General features: G+C 53.3%; 19 protein-coding genes, 1 tRNA gene and 4 pseudogenes. 15 read left to right on the forward strand and 9 right to left on the reverse strand.

Features of this window, described 5'->3' with window-relative positions:
• Positions 1 to 141 precede the first annotated feature (141 nt).
• The 5 genes and pseudogenes from DXH47_RS07945 to DXH47_RS07965 all read right to left on the reverse strand — a co-directional run bounded on the left by DXH47_RS07945 (position 142) and on the right by DXH47_RS07965 (position 5095).
• Positions 142 to 1695 (reverse strand): bifunctional metallophosphatase/5'-nucleotidase, encoded by a 1554-nt coding sequence (locus DXH47_RS07945; RefSeq protein ID WP_129032826.1) that lies wholly within the window; start codon positions 1693 to 1695, stop codon positions 142 to 144.
• Positions 1695 to 2485, reverse strand: a pseudogene (gene phnE, locus DXH47_RS07950) (phosphonate ABC transporter, permease protein PhnE). Before phnE (DXH47_RS07950) ends, DXH47_RS07945 begins: the two are co-directional and overlap by 1 nt.
• Positions 2485 to 3279: a phosphonate ABC transporter, permease protein PhnE gene (gene phnE / locus DXH47_RS07955; RefSeq protein ID WP_129032827.1), complete on the reverse strand. Its 795-nt coding sequence runs from the start codon at positions 3277 to 3279 to the stop codon at positions 2485 to 2487. The pseudogene phnE (DXH47_RS07950) and the gene phnE (DXH47_RS07955) overlap by 1 nt, the downstream one beginning before the upstream one ends.
• Before the next feature lie 18 nt (positions 3280 to 3297).
• Positions 3298 to 4059: a phosphonate ABC transporter ATP-binding protein gene (gene phnC / locus DXH47_RS07960; RefSeq protein ID WP_129032828.1), complete on the reverse strand. Its 762-nt coding sequence runs from the start codon at positions 4057 to 4059 to the stop codon at positions 3298 to 3300.
• 82 nt (positions 4060 to 4141) lie between these two features.
• Positions 4142 to 5095, reverse strand: coding sequence for a phosphate/phosphite/phosphonate ABC transporter substrate-binding protein (locus tag DXH47_RS07965; RefSeq protein WP_129032829.1), 954 nt, complete (start codon positions 5093 to 5095; stop codon positions 4142 to 4144).
• Positions 5096 to 5498: 403 nt separating this feature from the next.
• On the opposite strand from DXH47_RS07965, the gene DXH47_RS07970 reads away from it, so the two are divergent.
• Complete coding sequence (locus DXH47_RS07970) at positions 5499 to 6017, forward strand: hypothetical protein (protein ID WP_129032830.1); 519 nt, start codon at positions 5499 to 5501, stop codon at positions 6015 to 6017.
• Positions 6018 to 6111: 94 nt separating this feature from the next.
• Positions 6112 to 7488 carry an NAD(P)/FAD-dependent oxidoreductase gene (locus DXH47_RS07975; protein WP_129032831.1) on the forward strand — a complete coding sequence of 459 codons (1377 nt, stop codon included), beginning with the start codon at positions 6112 to 6114 and terminating at the stop codon, positions 7486 to 7488.
• Between the two features lie 71 nt (positions 7489 to 7559).
• On the opposite strand, the gene DXH47_RS07980 is transcribed toward DXH47_RS07975, so the two are convergent.
• Entirely contained in the window at positions 7560 to 8267 is a 708-nt protein-coding gene (locus DXH47_RS07980) for an MIP/aquaporin family protein (protein ID WP_129032832.1), read from the reverse strand.
• 277 nt (positions 8268 to 8544) lie between these two features.
• Here DXH47_RS07980 and DXH47_RS07985 point away from each other — a divergent pair, with 277 nt between their 5' ends.
• Entirely contained in the window at positions 8545 to 10437 is a 1893-nt protein-coding gene (locus DXH47_RS07985) for a glycoside hydrolase family 2 TIM barrel-domain containing protein (RefSeq protein WP_129032833.1), read from the forward strand.
• Complete coding sequence (locus tag DXH47_RS07990) at positions 10418 to 11383, forward strand: beta-galactosidase small subunit (protein ID WP_129032834.1); 966 nt, start codon at positions 10418 to 10420, stop codon at positions 11381 to 11383. The genes DXH47_RS07985 and DXH47_RS07990 overlap by 20 nt, the downstream gene beginning before the upstream one ends.
• 67 nt (positions 11384 to 11450) lie before the next feature.
• Here the strand turns inward: DXH47_RS07990 and DXH47_RS07995 are convergent, their stop codons facing one another.
• Complete coding sequence (locus tag DXH47_RS07995; RefSeq protein WP_170954984.1) at positions 11451 to 12314, reverse strand: LysR family transcriptional regulator; 864 nt, start codon at positions 12312 to 12314, stop codon at positions 11451 to 11453.
• Positions 12315 to 12486: 172 nt separating this feature from the next.
• Between DXH47_RS07995 and citD the strand changes: the two genes are divergently transcribed.
• The 4 genes and pseudogenes from citD (at position 12487) to citC (ending at position 16312) form a co-directional block, all read left to right on the forward strand.
• The gene (gene citD / locus DXH47_RS08000) at positions 12487 to 12780 is read left to right on the forward strand and encodes a citrate lyase acyl carrier protein (RefSeq protein WP_129032836.1); all 294 of its coding nucleotides are present in this window, start codon (positions 12487 to 12489) and stop codon (positions 12778 to 12780) included.
• A complete protein-coding gene (locus tag DXH47_RS08005; RefSeq protein WP_129032837.1) occupies positions 12781 to 13680 on the forward strand; it encodes an aldolase/citrate lyase family protein in 900 nt (299 codons plus the stop codon).
• Positions 13677 to 15225 (forward strand): annotated as a pseudogene (gene citF, locus DXH47_RS08010) (citrate lyase subunit alpha). Before DXH47_RS08005 ends, citF begins: the two are co-directional and overlap by 4 nt.
• A 26-nt stretch (positions 15226 to 15251) precedes the next feature.
• Positions 15252 to 16312: pseudogene (citC, locus tag DXH47_RS08015) on the forward strand ([citrate (pro-3S)-lyase] ligase).
• Positions 16313 to 16377: 65 nt separating this feature from the next.
• On the opposite strand, the gene DXH47_RS08020 reads toward citC, so the two are convergent.
• On the reverse strand, positions 16378 to 17385 hold the full coding sequence (locus DXH47_RS08020; protein ID WP_129032838.1) for a LacI family DNA-binding transcriptional regulator: 1008 nt from the start codon (positions 17383 to 17385) through the stop codon (positions 16378 to 16380).
• 197 nt (positions 17386 to 17582) lie between these two features.
• Between DXH47_RS08020 and DXH47_RS08025 the strand changes: the two genes are divergently transcribed.
• The 4 genes from DXH47_RS08025 (at position 17583) to DXH47_RS08035 (ending at position 18811) form a co-directional block, all read left to right on the forward strand.
• On the forward strand, positions 17583 to 18014 hold the full coding sequence (locus DXH47_RS08025; RefSeq protein ID WP_170954985.1) for a MarR family winged helix-turn-helix transcriptional regulator: 432 nt from the start codon (positions 17583 to 17585) through the stop codon (positions 18012 to 18014).
• Entirely contained in the window at positions 18011 to 18277 is a 267-nt protein-coding gene (locus tag DXH47_RS11880; protein WP_225423532.1) for a hypothetical protein, read from the forward strand. Before DXH47_RS08025 ends, DXH47_RS11880 begins: the two co-directional genes overlap by 4 nt.
• A gap of 7 nt (positions 18278 to 18284) precedes the next feature.
• Positions 18285 to 18641 (forward strand): hypothetical protein, encoded by a 357-nt coding sequence (locus tag DXH47_RS11885; RefSeq protein WP_225423533.1) that lies wholly within the window; start codon positions 18285 to 18287, stop codon positions 18639 to 18641.
• A 98-nt stretch (positions 18642 to 18739) separates the two neighbouring features.
• Positions 18740 to 18811, forward strand: a tRNA-Gln gene (locus tag DXH47_RS08035).
• Positions 18812 to 18972: 161 nt separating this feature from the next.
• Here the strand turns inward: DXH47_RS08035 and DXH47_RS08040 are convergent.
• Positions 18973 to 20712 carry an aryl-sulfate sulfotransferase gene (locus tag DXH47_RS08040; protein ID WP_137975626.1) on the reverse strand — a complete coding sequence of 580 codons (1740 nt, stop codon included), beginning with the start codon at positions 20710 to 20712 and terminating at the stop codon, positions 18973 to 18975.
• A gap of 325 nt (positions 20713 to 21037) precedes the next feature.
• Between DXH47_RS08040 and DXH47_RS08045 the strand changes: the two genes are divergently transcribed.
• The 3 genes and pseudogenes from DXH47_RS08045 to DXH47_RS08055 all read left to right on the forward strand — a co-directional run bounded on the left by DXH47_RS08045 (position 21038) and on the right by DXH47_RS08055 (position 24865).
• Positions 21038 to 22258: an acyltransferase gene (locus DXH47_RS08045; RefSeq protein WP_129032840.1), complete on the forward strand. Its 1221-nt coding sequence runs from the start codon at positions 21038 to 21040 to the stop codon at positions 22256 to 22258.
• Positions 22194 to 23702: pseudogene (locus DXH47_RS08050) on the forward strand (AMP-binding protein). Before DXH47_RS08045 ends, DXH47_RS08050 begins: the two are co-directional and overlap by 65 nt.
• 23 nt (positions 23703 to 23725) lie before the next feature.
• Positions 23726 to 24865: a glycerate kinase family protein gene (locus tag DXH47_RS08055; protein WP_129032841.1), complete on the forward strand. Its 1140-nt coding sequence runs from the start codon at positions 23726 to 23728 to the stop codon at positions 24863 to 24865.
• The last annotated feature ends 231 nt before the right edge of the window (positions 24866 to 25096 follow it).

Below are 25096 nucleotides of genomic sequence, written 5' to 3' on the forward strand. Positions count from 1 at the left end.
GAACAAAATATCACTTAATCTAAACTATACTGACAATTAATTATAATCTCTTTTGATAAAAACCGCAAAGCGTGGGGTCAATTGCCCGAAAAACCGCCACCGAGTAGACGCTTGCGGTGGCGGTTTAAGAGAATATTGACTTTAGGCGTGCACGGTCAGGTTTTTCGGGGTAATCCCGGTCACCACGGGATGGTCGTGGAAATAGTTTTGGACTAACGCGGCCATGTCCGAGTTGACTTCCCGAATGATTTTATTGGCTTGAAACATCGGGTATTGTCCGCCGCCGTGACCGCGGTACTGGTTCATGACGATGGTCAGTTCCTGGTCGGCACGAACCGGATCACCGTGGTAGCGTAACCGCACTAACCGGTGACCGACGGGTTGGCGGAGGTCGAAGGTGTAGTCGATGCCGTCGTAAACGTCGTAGTTGTAAAGTTGCGTTTTGGGATGGATGAATGACGGTGTGACTTCGACGCGTCCATCCGGCTGGACCGTAAAGAAACTGGCGCAGCGTTCGAGGGCCGCGCGGAGGTCTTGACCCGTGATGCGTTCAACCACCAAAGTGTTGGGGTACGGGTAACTGTTCAACAATTGCCGGCGCGTCACGGTGGCTTGTAAGCCTAAAACGTCGTCGTTGAAGAGGGCGGTCGCGGCGATGTCGGCGTGACCGGCCATCATTTCGACTCGGTTGATGAATTCCAAATACGGGTGGCCGTGAAGCCGGGCGGCCAGGTGGTCGGTCACGGCCATGCTAGCGCCGGTCAACTTGCCGATGGGCTGGTCGAGCCAGTCTTGGACGTGGTGCTCCAGCGCAATCGTTTGGGCGCTCATCAGCGGGTCCGGCACGGCAGCGGCCGTTGAATGGAGCGTGGCGCTACTGGAAACGACGTGGTGGTCGACCACCTCGAGGGTGATTTCACCCACCGCCACGGCCTTGTCGCCCGGTTGAGTGGTCGGCACACCGTGGTAGACGCCAGCGATTTGCCGGTGTTGGTGACCGGTCAACAGCGCATCGATACCGGGGACCTGGGTCAATAATCGAAAACCTTCGTCCTCGCCAGTATCCCGTTCGGTCGGGGTCCCAGTCTTCAGGTCGGCTTCAAAACCGCCGTGGTAGGCCACCACGACCACATCGGCCAAATCATGAAGTTTCGAGACCCAGCGTTGCGCCGTGGCCACGGCCGATTGAAAGTTTAGTCCGGGAATGTGGCTCGGCACTTCCCAGACGGGGACATAGGTGGTGGTCAAGCCCAGGACCGCGACTTTCAAGCCCTTTTGTTCGAAAATCTGGTAGGGCGCATCGCTGATGTCTTGGTCGTGAGCGCCCGCGATATTGGCCGCTAGAACGGGAAAGTCGCGTCCCGCTTGACTGGCCCGCAGGTAGGGTAACCCGTAGTTGAAGTCGTGGTTGCCCAAGATACTGGCATCGTAGTGCAACGCGTTGAGTAACTTGGCATAGATTGGGGCTTGTTGGGGCGCCTGGGTGGCCAGGTAGCTGGCAAAGGACGAGCCTTGGATCCAGTCGCCTAAGTCTAGCGTCAACGTGACCGCGTCCGGGTCGGCTTGCTGGAGCTGACGAATCAACGTTGCCGCCCGTAACCAGCCATAAGGACGGCGGTCGGCGGGACTACTATAGTTGGTTGGGTAGAGGTACCCGTGAACATCACTGGTCGAAATGAGCTTTAAACGCGTCATTAAATCAACTTCTTTCGTAGTTGTTCGGATAACGAATCAATGCATAAAACCATAACGATGATCCCTAAAAGAATAATCCCCACGCGGGGCCAGTTCCGGGTCTGAATCGCAAAAATCATGGGCGTTCCGATCCCGCCGGCACCCACCATCCCTAAGATGGAAGCGGACCGCACGGCGATTTCGAACCGGTAGAGAGTGTACGAGATGAACTCGGGCATGATGGTCGGCATGGTCGCCAGCGTAAAGATCTCGCTGCGATTGCCCCCGGAACTCAAAATGGCTTCTTCGGCGCCGCGGTCCATGTTTTCTAGCGATTCACTGAAGAGCTTGCCCAGCATCCCAATCGAGTGGATACTGACGGCCAAGACCCCGGCGTAGGATCCCGGCCCCACGGCCTTGATGAACATGATGGCTAAGACGATTTCCGGGAAGGTCCGAATCAGGGTCAAAACGACCTTACCACTCCCGGAGCGTAAGTGGGCCCATTCGTGCTCGGTTCGGGCGGACCAGAAGGCAAACGGCACGCTGATGATAGCCGACACGAAGGTCTTTGGATAATCAAAGACACCAGGTCTTCACCACTGCCGTTATAGACGTAGGCCCAATCGGGGTGGGCTAAGCCGGCCAGAATCGAGCGGGAGACGCTCCCGGCCGATTCTTGAATCCCGGTGAAGTGTAGCCCGCCAACGGCCCAGCCGTAAACGATGGCCACGAGGACCAGCCACAAGAGCCAGCGCCAGCGATGCCAAAGATTGTTGGGCAAAGGATGGTGCGAGAGTGTGGTTTGCATTACAACAGAACCCTCCTTAGGTGGTTACTCAAGCCGTCGATAATCAAGACGACGACCAGCGTCGCCAGGATAATGACGGCCGTGGCACCATAGTTGAATTCGCCCAGCGAGCGTTGGAGGTAGACCCCGATTCCCCCGGCCCCTAAATACCCCAGGACGGTCGAGGCCCGTACATTGATTTCTAAGGTGTAGAGGAAGTAGCTGACGAATTGGTTCAAAATTTGCGGTAAAACGGCGTACCAAATCAAGGTCACCTTGCTGGCGCCCACGGATTTCAAAGCTTCCAGCGGCCCCATGTCGATGGTCTCGATGACTTCGTAGAAGAGTTTGGAGACCATCCCGAACGAGAAAATCGCCAAGGTGACGACCCCGGCGGTGGACCCGATGCCGAAGATGGCCACGAAGATGGCGGCCATTAATAAATCGGGCAGGGTCCGCACCAGGTCCAAGAAAAACCGAATCAGGTTACGTAAAATCTGGTTAGTGACCAAGTTGCTGGCCGCAAGTAAGGAAAATGGCACCGCCAGTGCGGCCCCAATCGTGGTCCCCAACAGCGCCATTTGGATGGTCTCGTAAAGCGGTTGGATAATGATTTTGGTATAAGCCCAGGTGGGGTGCGACATTTGACCCAGTAAGGCAAAGAATTGATCGATATTGGCTAAGAAGATGCTAAAGTTAGCCCCCGTCATGATGGATGACGCCACGAGTAGCGCGATTAACAGGGCGCTCCACCCAATCGCCGCCACGTGGTAGCGTTGGGTCCAGGGGCGGTGGGGCACTTCTGGATTTGCCATGCAAAACCCTCCTAAAGGTTAGTTATAGATTTGGTCGAGGTTAGCTTCGGTGACGTTGGCGATGGGCTCATCGTAGACCAGTTCACCGGCGCGTAACCCAATGATACGGTCCGCGTATTGACGGGCAATGGCGACCGAGTGCAAGTTGACGATGACCGTGATGCCGTCTTCGCGGTTCAGGCGTTTGAGTGTATCCATCACGTCCTTAGACGTCCGCGGGTCTAGTGAGGCCACGGGTTCGTCGGCCAAGATGATGTGCGGGTCTTGCATCAGGGTGCGGGCGATGGCGACCCGTTGTTGTTGGCCCCCGGACAGTTCGTCGGCCCGGGCAAAGATCTTGGGCGTCAGACTGACCCGGTCGAGGGCTTGGACGACGCGTTGGTGGTCGTGGGCACTAAAGAGGCCTAGCACACATTTCCAAGTCGGGTAGTAGCCGACCAACCCGGACAGGACATTTTTTTCCACACTGGAACGTTTGACTAAGTTGAAGTTTTGAAAAATCATGCCAATGTGGCAACGTAACTGTCGCAGGGCCTTGCCCTTATAGGCACTGATGGCTTCGTTGTCGATTTGAATCTCGCCGGAGGAAATCTCGTGAAGCCGGTTGATAGTCCGTAGCAGGGTGCTTTTCCCGGCCCCGGATAAGCCGACGACGACTAAGAATTGGCCGCGGGGGATGTCGAAATTGATGTCTTTTAAGCCAACGGTGCCGTTGGCGTAAACCTTGTTGACGTGACGAAACGAAATGATTGAATCGGTAGCGGGTTGCGTGGCTGCCATGGTGTTGCCTCCTTGAAAAATAATGGGAACCTGGTAAAAAAGTAGCCAAGGGACGGGCCCTTCGCTACTTTTAGTGAGCCGCTTATTTGTTTAATTCGGCGGCCTTTTTATCGTATTGACGGATGATATCAAAGTTACTGTCCTTAGAGTCAACGTAACCTTCGTGGGAGTATACGCTAGAAATGATGGCGTGGCCCTTCTTGGTCTTGGCGATGGCCTTAAAGGCGTTGGCCACCTTTTGTTGCCACTTGGCGTTCATGTCGCCACGGACGGTGATAGTGTCGTTAGGAATCTTACCAGTCGTGTAGATGGGTGTCAGCTTTTGGTAGATATCCTTGGCATCCTTCTTGACGATGGCTCGGGCGCCTTGGAAAACAAAGGCCGCGTCGGTGTTCTTGTTATAGACGGAAAGAGCGCCTTGGTCATGCCCTTTCACTTGCACGGTCTTGATGTGGTCCTTGTTGATGTTGACCCCGTGTTCCAACATTTCAACGGCCGGGAAGATCCAACCCGACGTCGACGTGGTGTCTTGCACGGCAATCTTCTTGCCCTTCAAGTCCTTTAAATTCTTAATGCCGCTATCTTTGCGCACTAAGATTTCAGACCGGTAGTAGTTGACCAATTGCTTGGTCGTCTGGTCGTTAGGTTCCTTCAACCCGTACCGTTGGGCTTGTAATAGGACCTTGTCCTTGTATTGCTTGTGAGCCAGAACGTAGGCGTCAGGTGGTAAGAAGCCGACGTCGACCTTTTTGGATCCCATGGCTTCCACGATAGTGTTGTAGTCGGTGGAGACGCTGACCTTCACGGGGATGCCGAGTTGTTTCTTCAACAGGCCTTCCAAGGGCTTGGCTTTGGCTTCCAGCGTGCCGGCGTTTTGGGACGGCACGAATTCGACCGTCAGTTGCTTGGGACTATAGCCCGCCGAACTGGATGAACTGGTGGCACTAGTTGTTTTCCCACACCCGAACAAGGTTAGGGGCAGGGCTAATAGGGCTAAGCCTAAAACGAGATGTTTGGCCTGACCACGTAACTGCATGTGACTCACTCCTCAAATATGTCGTGTAGTAAAGCTTGATTCTCATTAAGTTTAGCAAATAACCGAACGATTTCAACGTTTTTCGTTTAGAAATTTCGATATTTATTTAATTATATTGCAAAAAATGACTTTGTAGTCACTAGTAAAACGTAAAACTAGAACATTAAGAAATCCCTTGCATAAATATATTTATAATCAGTGGCTTGACCAGGTCAGTTTGCCCAAAATCAAACCGATTGATAATTTAATTATTAATAATAAAAATGCTTATAGCCACTTAGTCGCAGGTTATTTCGAAACTTAGGGGCCGAAAAATCGGGGCAAGTGCGCTATGATAAAGAAGACTGTACTATTGAAACGCGGTGCGGGCAGGACCCGCTACCGCGATTAAAGGAGTTTTTTTGTGACCCAACCGATTACAACGATTTATGATCCCCAGGTGCCAACGCTGTTGATGGCACTGCATCCGAAAGCCACTACGGCCGTGTTATCCGGTCATAAGATTGTCGAGTTTCGCAAACGCTTTTTCCCGCAGGCGTTTCAGGCCTTCGTCTACACCACTGGTCGCGGCGTGCAATTTTTCATGCGTTGCGACGCAGCCCACCAAGGGACGCCGGCGACGTTGGCGAAGTTTGGCAATATGATGCAACACGACACCTTCGCGGCGACCATGGGGTACTTTCAAGACAAAACCAGTGGCCTGGCAATTCCTATCACGGCCACGTATCGACTCGCCCACACCGTGACGCTGCCCGACCTGCGCGCCGTGGTGCCGACCGTGACCATTCCGCGGGGCTATCTACGCTTAGACCAGCCGGAACGAGCCGACCTATTGACTTTTCTAACTCAGCAGCCCTACAACCTCCAACGGCAGGTCGACTGGCAACGCCGCCAACCGATGGTGCAAGCTCTATTTTCTTAAAATTTCGCTGGTCAAATTGGTTTGCATTTTCGTGGCAACTGCGGTACTCTTAATCTGTCAGTTAAGAATCATTCTAATTTAGAGGAGGCTTTTGATGTCAAAAGAACGAATCGTGATTGTGGGTGCTTCCCATGGGGGCCACCAAGCAATCTTAGAATCACTCAGTCGTTACAACGATGTTGACATTACGTTATTTGAAGCGGGGGATTTCATCTCCTTCATGTCATGTGGGATGGAACTCTACTTGGAAAACAGCGTGACCGACGTTAACGACGTTCGTAATTTCAGCGCTGATGACTTTCCACAGCCGAACGTCCACGTCTTAGACCGGCATGAGGTCACTAAGATCAACGCTGATCAAAAGACCGTGACGGTAGTGGACCACGCCAAGAACGAAACGCTGGACCAACCGTATGACAAGTTGATCTTGAGTTCTGGCGTGACACCCAAATCCTTACCCGTTCCGGGGACCGACCTGGACAACGTCTTTCTGATGCGGGGCAAGGATTGGGCCTTAAAGATTAAAGAAAAACTGGCCGACCCAGCCGTTAAGAACATGACTATTATCGGTGCCGGCTACATCGGTATCGAAGCGGCCGAAGCCAGTCGCAAGGCGGGCAAGAACGTCACCTTAATGGACGTCATCGACCGGCCATTGGGGACTTATCTGGACAGCGAAATGACCGACATCTTGGCCAAAAAGTTGACCGACGAAGGCATTCACTTACAAATGAATGCTAAGATTACCGCCTACACCGGTGACAAGGCCGTGCAAACGGTCCAAACCACCGACAGCGACGTTGCCAGTGACGTGGTCATTCAAGCGGCCGGTGTCCAACCAAACACCGACTGGTTGAAGGGCACTATCGACTTGGACAACCGTGGTTGGATCAAGGTCGACAACTACTTACGGACGAACTTACCCGACGTTTACGCCATCGGGGACGCCACGTTAGCGTACTCGATTCCGGCCCAAACCAAGGTGCCGATTGCTTTGGCTACGGTTGCGCGGCGTGAAGCCCGTTACGTGGTCAAGCACTTATTCGAGAAGCAACCCGCTGAACCCTTCAAGGGCTTAGTTGGTTCCTCCGCTTTGAGTGTCTTTGACGACCACTTTGCCGAAAGTGGCTTGAATTCCTTTACCGCCAAGCGCGCTGGTGTGACGTTGGCCAAGGACTTCTACCACACCACCTTGCGGCCAAAGTACGTGCCAAGTGACAAGGGCAACCCGGACGTTTACGTTCAGTTGTTCTTCAACCCAACGACGCACGTGTTATTAGGGGGTGCCGTCTTATCCTCTTACGACATCACCGCTCAAGGCAACGTGATTGCCTTAGCCGTGCAACATGGTCTGCGGCTAGAAGACTTAGCCGAAGCCGACTTCTTCTTCCAACCAGGCTTCGACCGGCAATGGAGCCTCTTGAACCTGGCGGCCCAACATGCCTTAGGTGAGGAACCCTTCACGTACTAAAATTTAACTTTAGGACACATTAAAAAGGATGCTTAGTGGCTACGGAGGTAGTCACTAAGCATCCTTTTCGATTAGCTAAATACTTGGTAGAGTAACGTGGCCGCCGTGGCTCCAGCAATTGGCGCCACGATGGGCACCCAACTGTAACCGAATTGCGAACCACCCTTATACTTGAACGGCCACAACGCGTGTAGCGGGCGTGGACCTAAGTCCCGGGCTGGGTTCAAGGCGGGTCCGGTCGGGCCCCCGAAGGAGATGACCAGACACATCACCAGAAAGCCCAGGCCGATGAAATCGGCGCGCGGGTCGAGTTTGTCGGCCGTCATGAAGACCGCCCCTAAGACTAAAAGGAAGGTCCCGATAAATTCGGTGATAAACCCGTTCAGTTTACTGTCGGCCGCGTCGATGGTGGCGAAGGTGCCCAGAATGGCTTCGGCATCTTCGGTCTTGTCGTAGTACGGCTTGTAGGCCAAGACGATGGCCAGTTGGCCGACGATGGCGCCGAGTAGTTGCGCCACTATGTAGGGAAGGACCTCACCCCAGGCAAAGTTGCCGACTACCGCTTGGGCGATGGTCATGGCCGGGTTGATTTGGGCGCCAGAGATGGTGCCGAACATCAGCGCCGGAATCATGACCCCGATGCCGATCAAGACCCAGCCACCGTGGTAACCCTTGGTACCTTTGAGCTCAACGTTAGCTACGGATCCGTTTCCTAAACCGACCATGATAGCAGTCCCGAGGAACTCGGCGAAACAGCGAATCAATAATGAATAGTGCATGTGCAATTTAAACCCCATTTAATTTTTTCTACCACTCAGTGAACAAGCGTTTTCGTGAGAAAGCGTGGGTGAAACAGCAGCATTTCTAATCATACGCTTAATGCCGGGCGTTTTCAGCAATATTTTCAAACTAAAGCGCTTCTTTGTGAAAATTAAGGGGCTGGGGGCCAGGAGACGAAAAATACCGACCGGTGGCGACAATCACCGGTCGCCTGTAGTACAATAATCATGGAAGTAAATGTAAACGCTTTATAAACTTGAAAAGGAGGTCTTATTGTTGCAAGCTGATTTGAAATGGTTAGATGATCCGCAGACTTACCGGGTCAACCAGTTACCCGCGCACAGTGACCACCGCTACTACCGGTCCGTGGCTGAAGTGCAGGCGCAGCAAAGCAGCTTTGTTCAAAGCCTGGACGGGACCTGGCGTTTCGCCTTTGCGCAAACGCCCAGCGAGCGGCCGGTAGGTTTTGAACAGCCGGATTATGACCATCATGATTTTAACGAGATCCAGGTGCCGGGACACATCGAGTTAGCCGGTTATGGTCAGCTCCATTACACCAATACGCTGTACCCGTGGGAAGGAAAGGCTTATCGACGTCCGGCCTACACCTTAGGTGACACCACCGGGATGCCGGGGATGTTTAGCCAGGGGGCTGACAACACGGTCGGCGCCTATCTCAAAGCCTTCACCCTGAACCCCGAGCTCCAGGGACACCGAGTGGTCATTCAATTCGACGGGGTCGAAGAAGCCATGTACCTGTGGCTCAACGGTCACTTCATCGGCTATGCCGAAGACAGTTTCAGCCAGTCGGAATTTGACCTGACGCCGTACTTACAAGCCGGCAAAAATCTACTCGCGGTCGAGGTCTTTAAGCGCAGTACCGCGGCCTTCTTGGAAGACCAGGACTTCTTCCGTTTTTCTGGTATTTTTCGCAGCGTGCGGCTAGTTGCCCAACCGACCGTACACGTCAACGACCTGACGATTCGAGCCAACGTGTTGGACGATCTGACGACCGGAGACTTTAATTTGCGCCTCAAGTTGAATGATGATGCGGCGCAAGCTCAGGCGCAGGTCAGAGTCATGTTGCAAACTGACGACCACGTGGTCATTGACCAGACGCTGCCCGTCAAGGCCGAAGTGCACGTCGACCACGTCTCAGTCCCCAACGTTCATTTATGGGACCATCAGGATCCATTCCTTTACCAATTACGTCTGGAAGTCCTGGACGCCACGGGAAAGATTTTAGAGGTCATCCCCTATGGTGTTGGTTTCCGGCGTGTCGAACTCAAGGACAAGGTCATGCAGTTGAATGGTCACCGCATTATTTTAAACGGCGTCAACCGCCACGAATGGGATGCTAAGCGCGGTCGCAGTGTGACCTTGGCCGATATGCGATACGATCTGCAAGTCTTTGAGGCCCACCACATCAACGCAGTGCGGACTTGTCATTATCCGGACCAGATTATCTGGTACTACCTGTGTGATCAAAACGGTATTTACATGATGGCCGAAAACAATTTGGAGACCCATGGGACCTGGCAAAAAATGGGCGCCGTGGAAGCTTCTGATAACGTTCCCGGGTCACTGCCACAATGGCAGGGGGCGGTCTTGGACCGGGCCCGGAGTAATTACCAGGCCTTCAAGAATCATCCGGCAATCCTCTTCTGGTCATTAGGCAATGAGTCCTATGCCGGCGATGACATCGCGGCGATGGATAAGTACTACCACGACCATGACCAGACACGTTTGACCCACTACGAAGGCGTTTGCCGCAACCGGGTCTACCAGGACCGCATCTCGGACATGGAAAGTATGATGTATGATCCACCCAAGGCCATTCGCGAGTACCTCGACCACGACCCGCAAAAGCCGTTCGTCAACTGTGAGTACATGCACGACATGGGCAACTCCTTAGGTGGTATGAATAGTTACACGGATCTGATTGACCAGTATCCGATGTATCAAGGCGGGTTCATCTGGGACTATATCGATCAAGCATTATTGATTGACGATGAAGTGACCGGGCGGCCAGTCCTGCGTTACGGCGGGGATTTCGACGACCGGCACTCCGACTATGAATTTTCGGGCGATGGCTTATTATTTGCGGACCGGACGCCCAAGCCCGCACTGCAGGAGGTGAGCTACTACTATGGCAAATACGACCGCTAAAGTGAACGTGGTTTATGGTGATGGGACCCTGGGATTGAACGGTTCCGGATTCCAGTACATTTTCAGTTATGAACGGGGTGGCTTGGAGTCGCTCAAGCACCACGGCAAGGAATGGCTCTACCGGGTGCCCAAGCCGACCTTTTGGCGGGCCACGACCGATAATGACCGCGGCAACCATTTCTCGGAGACCTCGGCAATGTGGCTGGGAGCGGACTTGTTCAGCACCTGCACTAAAGTCGAGGTGGCCGTGGATGATCAACCGATTCCACTGCCGATTGCGCCGGTCAACAACCAGTACACCGACCACGAACAAGCCAACAGCGTGACCGTGACCTTCACCTACACCACGGCCACCCAACCGCAGACCACCATGACGGTCAGCTACCGCGTCGATGGGACGGGAACTATCGTGGTCCACGCTCACTTTACGGGGCAAGACCGCTTGCCCGCGTTACCGGCGTTAGGGTTGCGAGTCATCATGCCGACCGCTGCTCAGGGCTTTCAGTACCAGGGCCTGTCTGGAGAAACCTACCCGGACCGGCTAGCTGGCGGCCAACCTGGGACTTATGACGTCACGGGTTTACCGGTCACGCCTTACTTAGTGCCGCAGGAATGCGGGATGCACATGACCAACAGTCAGGTCACGGTGACCCGGACGACCACGCTGAACAACGCGGATCCGGATGACGACCCATTTACCCTGACCGTGCAACAGACCAGTCAACCGTTCAATTTCAGTTGTTTGCCGTACACGGCCGAAGAATTGGAAAATGCGACCCATATCGAGGAATTGCCACCGCTGCGGCGGACGGTTCTGACCGTTTTCGGGGCCGTCCGGGGTGTTGGCGGCATCGACAGTTGGGGCGCCGACATCGAACCGCAGTACCGGTTGCCCGCCGACCGGGATTACGACTTTGAATTTGAAATCATGGGGCCTAAAGACTAGTCCTCTTATTTGTAAAAACTGCCACCTCTCACGCGTATCAACGCATGAGAGGTGGCAGCTTTTTTGATTAACCCGCTGAGACCGGGGGGACGAGGGCGCGAAACGCACTCACGATGGGCGTGTTGGCCCGGGCCGGTTTGACCATCAAGTAGGTCTGCCGGGTGAAGGGTTGGCCATCTAACGTGAGGATTTGACGGTAGCCGGTGAAGTGGTGCAACGCAATGTTTGGGACCAAAGCCCAACCGAGACCGTGGGCCACGAACGCCACGCACGAGGACAGGCTATCGACCGTGATGGTCTGGTGGGTGATGGCGGAAATGTGATGGGCCGCCAACCAACGGTGCATTTGGCCTTGGAAATGGTAGTCCGTTTTTCGGTGGATGAACGGGAGCTCTCCCAACCGGGTCAGGTCCCGTTCTTCTTTGCAGATCAGGGCGATGGGTTCGCGGGTCATCACCTGTTTATAGAGGTGCCCCGTGAATTCGCCGCGTACGATGCCGATGTCGATGTCATCGGCCTGCAGCCGTTGAAAGATGGTTCGGCTGTAGTCAATGGTGATGTTCAATTGTACCTGCGGATAGGCCCGCCGAAACGCTACCAACAGGTCTGGTAACCCATATTGAGCATAATTGACGGAACACCCTAGATTTAAAGTCCCTTGCATGGGCAGGTCGTTTGGAGTCGCTAAAGTCTGGCGTAGTTCGGTATCGAGTTGGCGCATTTGCTTCGCTGTTTTGACCGCTAAGTTTCCCGCGGGGCTCAGCGTGATGCCCTGGTTCGACCGGATGACCAATGTTCGGTGGAGACTGGTCTCCAAGTGCTTGAGGCGTTTGGAGAGTGACGATTGGTTGATGAAGAGCAACTCGGCCGCGCGGGTAATGCTGTGGGTCCGATCGAGGGCCAGCAACATTTCGATATCTTTAGCATCCATACAAACCCATCCCTTCTTATGGTTCATTATACCCGGCCATTGCAAATCGGCCTAATCAAGTTTTACCGCCAGGCGGTTTGTGCATGGCGCCAATGCTTTTTTAACCTTTTACAGCAGCAACGACCGGTGGCTAAGATAAAGTTGTAAAGAAATTAACTTGGGAGGGAACAAGATGAAAGTAACGACGCAAGCCATTGCTGGAACGCTGGAATCAAGTGACGCACAAGTCATGATTTTACCGCATTCCGGAAGTGTGAAAGTGGAATTGACCAGTAGCGTGTTTGACCAGTACGGTGATCACATCATCGCACTCGCCAAGGACACGGCGAAGACGTTGGGCCTGGAAGATGGCCTGATTAAGATTGTCGATAAAGGGGCGTTGGACTGCACGATTAAGGCCCGGATTGAAACGGCCTTTTACCGGATGACAGGCCAAACGGCTGATTTACCTTGGGAGGTGCTCTAAATGGCTGTAACAAATCGTATTCGCCGGTCCATGATTTTCTTGAATACCCAACGGGCAGCCCTGGTTAAGGACGCGTTCGTCTACCATCCGGACTGTGTCATCTTCGACTTGGAAGATGCTGTGGCTGAAGGAGAAAAGGATTCAGCTCGGATCCAACTTTACCAAACGTTGAAGCACGTGGATTATCAGGGTGTTGAACGCTGGGTGCGGGTCAATGCGTTGGATTCGGACCTCGTCAATGAAGATATTCGCGCGGCCGTTGCCGGGGGAACCGAAGGGATTCGGTTACCGAAGACCGAAACGGCGGCGGAAGTCAAAGAAGCGTCCGCAAAGATCACCGCGGCCGAAAAAGAATTTGACCGGCCAGTCGGCAGTACCATGCTGATGGCGGCGTTGGAATCGCCATTAGGCGTGATGAACGCTTACGAAATCGCCACGGCCGATGACCGGATGATGGGGATCGCGCTCAGTGCCGGGGACTACACCCGGACCATGCACGCTAAGCGGACCGTTGCCGGGACCGAACTCTTTGGCGCCCGTTCGCAGATGTTGATTGCCGCTCGGGCAGCCGGGGTCATGGCCTTCGATACGGTCTACACCGATACCGACAACGAAGAGGGCTTCAAGAAAGAATTACAACTGATTAAGGATATGGGCTTTGATGGTAAATCCTGCATCAACCCCAAGCAAATCGGAATCACCCACGAAATCTTCAACCCATCGGCTGCCGAGATCAAGCACGCGGAACACGTGTTACAAGCGGTCAACGACAGCAAGGAAAATGGTGTCGGGGTCTTAACGGTCGACGGCAAGATGGTCGACGTGGCATGGGTCGAAGGTGCACAACGGAACTTAAAGCTGGCTAAAGCGGCCGGCATTTACAAGGGGGCACTAGTATGATTAACAAAATCGGACGCGACATCCCAGATGAATATTTAAAGAATGGTGTGGAACCGTTCCAAGGCATCTATTACCGTGACGGTTATCAATACAAGAAGGCGGCACCAACGGTTCGGGCCTACGTTAAGCCTGATGGCAACAAGTTGGTCGACTCGATCCATGATGCCGTTGTGAAGTCCGGTTTAAAGGACGGCATGACGATTTCATTCCACCACCATTTACGTGATGGGGACTACGTGGTCAACATGGTCATGAAGGAAATCCATAAGTTAGGCATCAAGGACCTGACCGTTTGTGCCACGAGTTTAGGGAAAGCGCATAATTACTTAGTCACCTGCATTGAAGATGGCACGGTCACGGGCATCTCCACCAGTGGGATTCGTGACGAAATCGGGGAAGTGGTCTCCGAAGGTAAGCTCAAACACCCGGCTGTGATCCGGTCGCACGGTGGTCGGGCCCGCGCGATTGAAGACGGCACCGTCAAGATCGACGTGGCCTTTATCGGGGCCTCGACTAGTGATGCGTACGGTAATGCCAGCGGGAAAGGTGGTAAGTCTGATACCGGGGTCTTAGCTTACGCGGACGGCGATGCCAAGTACGCCGATAAGGTCGTGGTCATCACCGATACCTTGGTCGATGGGCCGAACTTCCCAGCCAGCATCGAAGGTGTCGACGTGGACTACGTGGTCAAGGTCGACTCCATCGGGGATCCCGAAAAGATTGCGACCGGTGCCCTGCGGTTGACCAAGGACACCCGAGAACTCAACATGGCCAAAGAAGTGGCGAAATGCATATACTACTCCGGCTACTTCAAAGACGGCTTTAGTTTCCAGACCGGTGCCGGTGGCCCATCACTCGCCACGACGACCTTCCTCAAGCAATACATGGAAAAGGATCACATCAAGTGCGGTTGGGCCATGGGTGGGGTCACTGAACCCATCGTAGACCTCTTCAAAGCCGGCTACGTCAATGAAATCTTGGACGACCAGTCCTTTGACTTGGCGGCGGTTGCCTCGGCCCACACGCAAAATCACTTTGAAATTTCGGCGTCTCAGTACGCCAACCCATTCAACAAGGGCGCGTTCGTTAACCAATTAAGCTTCGTCATCTTAGGGGCGTTGGAAATTGATACGGGCTTCAACGTCAACGTGGTTCAAGGGTCCAACGGCATCTTACGGGGCGCTCCAGGTGGTCACCCAGACACGGCTGCCGGGGCTTCAGTCTCCATCATCGTTGCGCCCTTGATTCGGAGCCGGATGCCAACGGTGCGGGACAAGGTGACTTCTGTCACCACGCCAGGTGAAAGTATCGACATCGTGGTCACGGACTACGGGGTTGCAGTCAACCCACGGCGCAAGGATTTGTTAGCCGCCTTCAAGGATACCAACATTCCATTGAAGACCATCGAAGAACTGCGTGATTTGGCTTACCAATATGCCGGCAAAGCCAAAGCCAGTCGAATTTACCGACCAGGTCGTTGCCTTAGTCGAATACCGTGACGGGACCATCATCGATGCGATTCGGAAACCGAAAAGCTTAGATTAAGACCGTTGAACGGGAGGAATTAGAAAATGGCAGCAAGTACCGTAGATCTCTTCTTGACCGATCCAGCGGTGAAAAACGAGTGGCAAACGTTTCTCACATCGTTGGGGATTACGAATTTTTCGGCCAAAGAGGTCCAGCAGATCGATTTCACCATTGGTATTTACGAGGGGGACCGGTTAGTCGCGACGGGCTCTGCAGCGGGCAACGTCTTGAAATACATCGGCGTCTGCAACCAGGATGTGACCAACGGGGCGCGTTTCAACCAAATCGTCAGTGAACTGACGACCCGCCTCTTTCGGCGGGGAATCTTCCACCTGATGGTCTTCACAAAGTTGAAGTATTCGCAGAGCTTTCAGCACGTGGGTTTCACCGAGCTAACGCACTCTGCGGTAGCCGCCTTATTGGAGACCGGTAGTCCCACCGTGCAGGATTACCTGCAGAGCGTCCCCCGGCGTCGTTGAGCAAAACGGCTAAGGTCGCCGGCATCGTGATGAATGCCAACCCTTTTACCTACGGGCACTATGCCCTAATCGATCAAGCCGCCCACGAAAATGACCTGGTTTACGTTTTCGTGGTCAACACGGATGCGTCCCTGTTTCGGACCACTGAGCGGGTCAAGCTCGTCCAGCAAGGCACCGCGGCGTTTGATAACGTCGTAGTCGTCAACGGTGGGGACTACATGGTGAGTTACGCCACCTTTCCGGCGTACTTCCTACCTTCGACGACCCAAACGGTCACTTACCAGACGACCTTGGATGCGCGCCTCTTTCGGGATGAGATTGCGCCAGCCTTGAATATCACCACCCGGTATCTGGGTGCCGAGCCGTTTTCAACGACCACGGCGACTTATAACCAGGTCCTTCAACGGGAACTGCCCCCCAAAGTGGCGGTGAAAATCGTTGAGCGTCAGACGACCCAAACAAGTCAGCAAATCATCACAGCAACTCAAGTGCGGCGGGCCATTGCGGCACATAATCTGACGGGATTAGACCAGTTGGTTCCGCCTACGACACTAAGTTTCATTAAAGCCCATCAAGCTGACCTAACGACCCGAATTGACCAGGGAGCCAAGGTCGCTGGAAATTAACAACTAACAATAACGAGCTGTTCAAGACGGATTTTAGGTCTTGAACAGCTCGTTTTGGGGTCTATTTAATCGGTTTGAACTTGGTCCGCGGTCAGTCGGTGGGTAATGATTTGGGCCGTTAACCGGAATTCTTCAGGAGCTAGGGTGGGCTCATTGATGCGGGCAATGAGGCGTTCGACCGCGGTTTGGCCAATGGCCGCGATGGGTTGCTTGGCAGTGACGATGGGCTGGGGGAGAAAATCGAACCAGTCCTGGTCGTCGAAACTCCCCAGATGCACCCCATGCAGGTGGAGGTCAGGCAACTTACGCAGGACCCCGTTAGCGATGGTGTTGTCCGCTGCTAACAAGCCGTCACATTGTTGGTTGACTAGCAGTTGACGCGTCATCTGCGCCACGTTGCTGTTGTCACTACGGGCGGCTACCTCAATGGCGGGGTCAAACGCAATGCCGGCGCGCTTCAAAGCCTGGTGGTAACCAGTCAGTCGTTCGGTCGCGGTCGTGGACACGGCACTGTTGAGGATGCCGATGCGTTGAGCGCCCTGGGCTAGCATCTCGCTGACCAGCTCTTGCGTCCCACGGATGTTATCGACTAAGATGCGGTCAAAGTGCGGCACAAGTTGGGCGGGCGGCATGCGGTCAACGAAGACGGCGGGGGTGGTGCCCAACCGTGTCGCGTAGTCGGTGGCGTCTCCCGCACTGGCGATGATGATACCGGCCGCTTGTTTTTCGAGCATCAGATCAATGGCATCGGCTTCGCGGTCCAAGTGTTCGTCGGTGTTGACCAGCAGGACGTTGTATCCGGCTTGGGCAGCCGTGTCTTCGATGGCACGGCTGATTTTGGTGAAGAAGTTGTTGAGAATGTCGGGAATGATCACACCCAAGGTATTGGTGCGTTGCGTACGAATACTGCGGGCCAACCCGTTGGGATGATAGCCCAAATCCTGTGCGAGTTGGCGGATTCGTCGACGCGTCGCGGGTTTGACTTGGGGACTATCGTTTAGGGCCCGCGAAACGGTCGCTTCGGAAACGCCAGCTTGAGCCGCGACCGTTTTAATGGTGACTTTAGGTGCCATAGGACTACCTCCTTGTTATTAATAATAACTAATTATAAAAATGCATAAAATAAGTGCGTATTAGTTGATCACTGGTGCACAACCTCTATGGTAGCGTGCCAAGGACGGTAACGTCAACTCAGGGGAACTGGGGATTGACAATGGTTGCCAGGAACGCGTAAGGTGGATAAGTCCATTAAATTTAAGGAGGAATTTCGATGCCGGATATGCATTTTAGCCAGTACATCGCAGGAATTTATCGGCGGTCGAAAAACGAGACCAATCGGCAACTGACAGCCTTGAATATCCGCGCCACGCAAAGTGACCTGATGATGTTCATCGCGGAGCACCCTGGACGGCAACAGCAACAAATCGCTCGAGAAATGAGCGTGGATGCGAGCTTATTGGCCCGTGATCTGACCGTTCTGACCCAAAAAGGCTGGGTGACCCGGACCCCGTCGACTACGGATGGGCGGGCCAAGGAAATCACCCTGACGGCGACGGGGCAACGTGTCGCGACCCAGTTGACTACAACCATGACGGCTTGGTGGCAACAACTGATGCAAGCTGCCGGGGTAGCGGCGCCGGAACTTGACCGACAACTTGCCACGGTTTATCGGACCTTGATTGCCCGGGAGCGTGACGTATGATCCGGTGGTATCTGAAACACATCATTCTATTGTTACTGGGGATCTTCTTAATGGCAGCTAGCGTCGAGTTAGCGAAGTTGGCAGGATTGGGAACGTCGCCCATCTCAAGTATCCCCAACGTGGGCAGCCTCTTGACGCCGCTGACGATTGGTCAGGTGACCATCATCTTTATGGTGGTGCTTATCGCCTTAGAATGGGCGATCTTACGCCGTGAGTTTGGCTGGGGGAACACTACCCTCGGCAGTGTTCGGCACGCTGATTGACGGCTGTATGCGGTTGTTTCACGCCCTGCAACCGGTCGTCTACTGGCAACAGCTAGGGCTTACCCTCATCAGCCTGGTAGTTCTGGCCCTGGGCGTCTTCTTAGAGGTCAACTCGCGGACGTTGGTAATGGCCGGTGAGGGCATCGCGGCGGCCGTTTCCTTGCGGACTCACCGCCCGTTTGGCACCATGAAGGTCCGCTGTGACCTGGCCATGGTGGTGGGGGCCGTGGCGTTGGTGTTATTGGGCGCGCACAGCTTGATTGGCGTGCGGGAAGGGACCGTGTTGTCCGCCATTCTCACCGGACGCTTGGTCAATGGAATCACGACGTATTTTCCCCGCCTGACCGCGTGGGTCCAAGATTAAGGGGACTCATTTAGAAAAAAATACAAAAAAGGGTTGCGCCACTCATGGGTTCAATGCTAAAATTATTATCTGTTGGGTCAGTGATGACGCACACTCATTGGGCTATAGCCAAGTGGTAAGGCAACGGGTTTTGATCCCGTGATGCGCTGGTTCGAACCCAGCTAGCCCAATCAAAGCGAGAGATGCCGTTCGAGGAAAATTCCTTGAGCGTTTTTTTTTAGCCATTTTTAACCGCTGTCTGATGCCAACCCAGACCTAAAAGGACCACCCGCAACAGTTGCGGGTGGTCCTTTTTAAGGCGCTAGTTAGCTTTTTGAGCTAACGAACCTTGTTATTTTGTGGCGTCAAATTGGTAACTGGAGCTGTAGAACGGTACCCGGTAAGCCCGGTAAGCGTATGCCTTGGAACTGGCATTCTTCATCGTGACGTTGAAGACTTGCTTGCCTGACTTGGTGACTTCGATGACGTTACTTTCAGCACCTTTGTGCTTGTATCCAAAGTCGATTAAGACGTTGTTGTTTGGTTGCTTTTCAGCGTACCCGATAACGGACGTGAAGTTGTCCTTGCCCAGAGACTTCCCATAGGCCCAAGTTTGGTCGATGGTCATCTTCTTACTGTTAACGTGATACTCAACCGCTTGAGAGTATTTACCTGACGTCTTCTTGTTCCCGTTCGTAACATCGATATTGTTATCGTACAACATGATGTTTTCGCTGGAAGCCTTGGCGCCGTTACCGTTGTTCAACAGGTATAACCCGTGTTGACCACCGGTGATGGTCGTCCCCTTAGTAGGCTTCAAGAGATATTGCCGGTAAGCCTTTGGCCAGCTCGACTTCTTCTTCCCACTGTAAATCCACTTGATGTGGTTGGTCTTGTAATCGAGCTTCATAATCATATCTTGATTCCGACTGGAGATAATGATACTCTTGTCATTCTTATCATAATCGACGGCGTTTTGGTGGAGCCAATCGACCTTACCATCGGATCCCTTCTTGTAAGAAGACCACATGGACTTCGGCAAGAGCTTCTTCATGTCGATGACCTTCACGATCTTCCCAGTCTTGTGGTTGACCTCAATCATAGTGTCTTCCTTGTACTTCGATCCGTCGGAGACCGTGGCTAAGAAGTTATGGTTGGGTAATTCAAGCAAGTCATGGTGAATAACCGTAGTTTCCTTTTTGGACTTAGCTGCTTTTTTACTGCCTTGTCCAGTTCCGGCATCGGTACTACTGGTTTTGCTAGAGAAACTGTATTCCTTGTAAACCCGACCTAAGTAGTCGGTTTCCAACAAGTCGTTGTAAACTTCGGACTTCACATTCTTTTTGGACAGAATCATGATGTGCCCATTTTGCCATTGTTCAATAGTGTGTTGGGAGTAATTCGTGTCGTACCACCGAACTTCACCGTCCGCATCGATAGCGAAAGGTTCCTTGGTGGTCCGATTCATGATCGTCAACTTGTTCTTCCCAATACTCATTTTATCCTTATCGTTCTTGGAGACCGTCAGCTTAGCGCTCTTGATGTACTTCGGAAGTTCACCGGTCTTCATGGATAACGTCTTGGTCTTAGTGTTGCCGTTCTTGTTGGTCATCGTAATCTTGACCTTGTTGGTGGTGTCCGCGTACAGGCCCACAACTGGGACTTGGTGACTCTTAGTGTAGCCACCCTTAACCGTGTTGGTGATTGATGTGTGATCCGTCTTTCCTACTACTGTATAGGAAACCTTCTCAGCGTCATCCGTACTGAACGTCACTAACGCCGAAAGGGGTGACGTTCCGTAAGGATTAACTTTGACGTAGGGGTCGTCCAACGTGTATTTCGAATTTTGGGCCGCCGCCTTATAGGTCGCGGTTGCCTTCTTCTGTTTGTCCTGTCGCGTCGTCAGAACCTTAACGTCCAGGTTCTTTTTGATTTGAGCCGTACTTAACGCTACCTTGTTGTCCTTGATACCGTAAGACTTATCCGCCTCTGAACTGTTGGCAGAGCAGCCTGCTAAGCCGACCGTGACTAGGGCGAGGGAAGCAATGACGAGCCGCCGCCAACGCCGATGAGTTGTTTGCAAGAAATCCATCTCCTTAATAAATTTGAGTCAAAAAAAGGGGTATTGCGGCCTTCGCCGCACTCCCCCCAGAATCCGTAACACATATAATATACCATGCCTATAAATCAGAGCGATTACAAAAGCTCGACATTTTTGGGGAGAAAGTGTGATGAAGTTATGAAGTTTGGCAGGAAAACTTAGCAACACCGGCTAAACACTTGACTTTTTGGTAACGCTTTCTAAGAAATTCATATTTGACGCTTAGAGGATCGTTAAGACGGCGCCGGAGACTGGTGCTATAACGAAACCATGTTGTTTGATTTTCAGCAACGAGTTTAGAAAAAGAGGTGAGTGGGTGACCTCCACAAAGAAACGCCCCTACCTATATGAAGTGGACTTGATGCGAGTTATCTTCATCCGTGGGGTGCTATTGAACCACACCACGACCGCCTTCACGCAACGTTTGGCGGCCACGAGTAATAGTCACTTGTTTCTGGAAATGACCCATCTGATGCTTCATTTTACCCGGATGGGTTTCATGTTCATGACCGGTTTGGTACTGGTCTTGAATTACTACCATCGTGATCAACACTGGTTGTACTTCTGGCAGAAGCGCTATATCAGTGTCGGTATTCCTTACGTCGGGTGGAACGCCATCATTATGTTGGTGGCGACCCTGGGCGCTGGGGGGATTATCAATTGGCCGGCTTACTGGTCGCATCTCGGTAATGCCATTCAGTATGGGAATCGCTACTATATGTACTATATCTTAGTGACTTTCCAGCTGTACTTGATTTTCCCGTTATTGATTGCCCTGTTTAAATGTTTTCCGGACGGGCACAAGGTCATCATGGGGGTCAGTATTGCCCTCCAGTTCTTCCTGTTGATCTACTTGAAGTACTGGTTGCCATCGGTTGATCGGACCCAGTGGTGGTATTTGTTCCGTTACTACGGCAACAACGTCTTGGTTTACCAGGTCTACTTCTTGGCGGGGGCTTTCGTGGCCATTCACTACCACGAAGTCGATAACTGGATTAAAGCGCACGCTAAGTTGATTGGGCGCTTTACCGGGCTTCTCGCGTTGGGGACCATCGCCCTGTACTTTGGCGACCAAAAGATTTTGCACCTCAGCATGGCTGCCACGCATTCGGTGCACCAACCTTACATTATGGTTTACGACCTCTTTATGATCGCCTTCGTCTTCTGGATCGGTCGGCGGTACGCCTATGCCCGTGAGCATGGCTTGCCGGCCGGTTTGGACCGGGGCATTAGGTCCTTAGCCAAAGTGTCCTTTGGGTTGTATCTGGTCCAAAGCTTGCCCTTGTTCGTCCTTGACGCCGTGCTCCCATTGATTCATCTGCCAGCCTGGCTCTTATTGATTCTGTTACCTGTGGGTTATGCCTGGGTATTAGGCGGCTCATTTGCTATTTCTTGGTTCTGTTACCGGGTCCCACCATTTGGCGCCTTAATTGATCGGCCACAATGGCACCCGTTGAAAGGAGTTTATGCTTATGTCCAAAATCACACTAAGCCTCACGCAGCAATTGCAGCGAATGACAAATCAGAAAACCATTAAAGATACCACGCAAGATCGTTGGTTTACCGGCGGCGAACTAGCCGCCGACGTGGATCAGTTGACTGACCATTTCCGGAGTCTCAATGTCGGATCCGGTGACGTGGTTCTGGTCTGCTTACCCAACACCGCACTTTACCCCGTTTTGACCCAGGCTATCTGGGAAGTCGGCGCAATCATGCATCCCATCGCCGCTAAGACGCCAGCTGCCGAATTACAAGCGGCACTAGCCGAACACGATTACGCTGCCAGTGTTGTGACCCCAACTTTAGTTGACGCGGTCATGACTGACCGGAACACCACGGTGGCAGCATTACAACTCAATACTGCGCCCCATCTAAGTCTGATTCGGGACCTTGATGTGACTGGGCATGCCGCCGCGACCCCAACCGAAAAGGACCTGGCGTTGATTCTCAACACGTCGGGGACGACCGGGAAGCCTAAGCGGGTCGGTTTGACCCATGAGCTTTTGCGCAACGGGGCGCAACACGATATTGACAGTCACCGGTTGACGGAACGGGACACGACAATGATTGTGATGCCGCTATTCCACATCAACGCGCAAGTGGTCTCGGTCCTTTCGACCCGCTTGTCTGGTGGGAAAATCGTCATCACACCGAAGTTCTCGGCGCACCGGTTCTGGCCGCAAATTCAGGAGAACAACGTGACTTGGGTCTCCGCTGTGCCAACGATCATCAACATTCTATTGTTGAACACGGCGGCCCGGGAGAGCTACACGGGTAAGACCCATTTGCGGTTCGTTCGTTGCTCATCGTTCTCCTTACCCCTCGACAAATTAACGCAGTTTGAAAAAACGTATCACACCCGTATCCTTGAAGGCTATGGGATGACGGAAACCGCTAGCCAATGCACATTGAATCCGTTTGATGCACCGAAAGTTGGTTCCGTGGGCAAACCCGTGGGGACCGACGTTGGAATCTTAGTGGATGGCAACGTGAGCCACGCTGCCCGGGTCAGCGGCGAAATCGCCGTTCGTGGAGACCACGTGATTCAGTCTTACCTGGATCCACATCCCGATGCCTTTTACAAGGGCTGGTTCTTGACCGGTGATTTAGGGTACTTCGATGAAGACGGGTACTTATTTATTAATGGCCGGAAAAAGGATATTATTAGTGTAGGTGGTGAAAAGGTCGCCCCGGCTCACGTGGAAAATGTATTGAGTCAGTTACCATTCGTTAAGGAAGTCACGGTAATTGGCACACCGGACGACCTCTATGGTTAAGCGGTGACCGCGGTAGTCATCAGTCAACCTGGTGACCAGACGGAACAACAACAGGCCATTTTGGACCAAGCTAAGCAGACCTTAGCCCCATATGAGCAGCCTAAGCGGGTCTTGTTCGTCCGTGATTACCCACGCAACGCCACCGGTAAAGTCGTCCGGCCCCAGTTACGACAACAAGTGGTTGCCCAGGGGAACGCCGGCTAATCTGATTAAAGGATTGTGACGATATGACGCGAGTAGTAATTGCGGCGGATTCATTCAAGGGTAGTGCAACGGCCAATGAGGTCAATGCTTATTTAGCCGCGGGCGTGACCCGGGTCGCTCCGGGAACGACCGTGGAAAAAGCGGTGATTGCCGATGGCGGTGCGGGCACCGTGAAAACGGTGATCAATGCCGTGGGAGGCCAGTTCAAGACGACCCAAGTCTTGGGCCCGTTAGGCCAACCCGTTGAGGCTCAGTGGGGGCTATTAGATGCTCACACGGCCATCATCGAAGTATCGGCGGCCGTGGGCTTGACATTGGCCCAACCTAATCTGGCCCCGGTCTCCTCGAGTACCTTCGGGGTGGGCCAATTGATTAGTGCCGCTCTGGACCAGGGTGCGACCACGATCTACGTGGGTTTAGGTGACAGTGCGACTACCGATGGTGGTGCGGGGATGATGGCGGCCTTAGGGGCCGGCATCATCGACAGTAACCAACAGAAGCTCGACCTGGGTGGCGGGAGTTTGATGCGCCTGGGGCACGTCAGCTTCTTGGGACTTGACCCGCGGTTGAAACAGACCACTTTGATTGGGTTGACCGACGTGACGAACCCGTTGACCGGACCGGAAGGCGCCGCCGCGGTGTTTGGCCCACAAAAGGGCGCTGAACACGAAATGGTGGCTCGCTTGAATCAAGGTCTGGCGCGCTTGCGCACCTTCGTCCCGATTCCAAATGCCTTAGCACTCAGTCGTACGCCGGGGGCTGGCGCAGCCGGTGGGACCGGCTTTGGTCTCCTGGCTCTGGGCGGTCAGTTACAATCTGGGGCCCAAGCGGTCCAGCAACTAACCCACATGGCGCAGCGGATAAACGGTGCCGACCTGGTGATTACCGGCGAAGGCCGGGTCGACGGACAATCCTTGCGGGGCAAGGCCCCGATTGCGGTAGTTCAACTGGCGCGAACTCAAAACGTTCCGACCGCCTTAGTAGCCGGTAGTGTCCTGGGTGATGTCGCTGCGATTCATGCCGCTGGCGTGGATGACGTGGTGGTGTCCACCCCGGCGGATATGCCGGTGGCCGACGCCATGCGCCAGACGCCAGCCCTCCTGACGTCGGCGGGAGCTAAAGCCATGTTGACGTACTTGGCTAGTCGTGATGATGCAAAATAAAGTAAGAACCAAGTGACTTGTTACCGCGAGTAATGCTTGATTTAGTTGTAGTGGGTAGCAAGCCATAAAACGAAAAAATAACCCGGGAAATGTGGACACATTTCCCGGGTTATTTTTATCCGACGAATTGTCAAATCAAGTGTAACTTTTTACCGAAGAAAACTTCAGATGGTGTCTTCCAGCCTAAGACCTTACGGGGGCGATTATTTAAATTCCTGACAAACTTCGCGA

Origin of the sequence: Levilactobacillus suantsaii, assembly GCF_004115745.1 — a bacterium.
In the GTDB taxonomy this organism is placed as follows: Bacteria; Bacillota; Bacilli; order Lactobacillales; family Lactobacillaceae; genus Levilactobacillus; species Levilactobacillus suantsaii.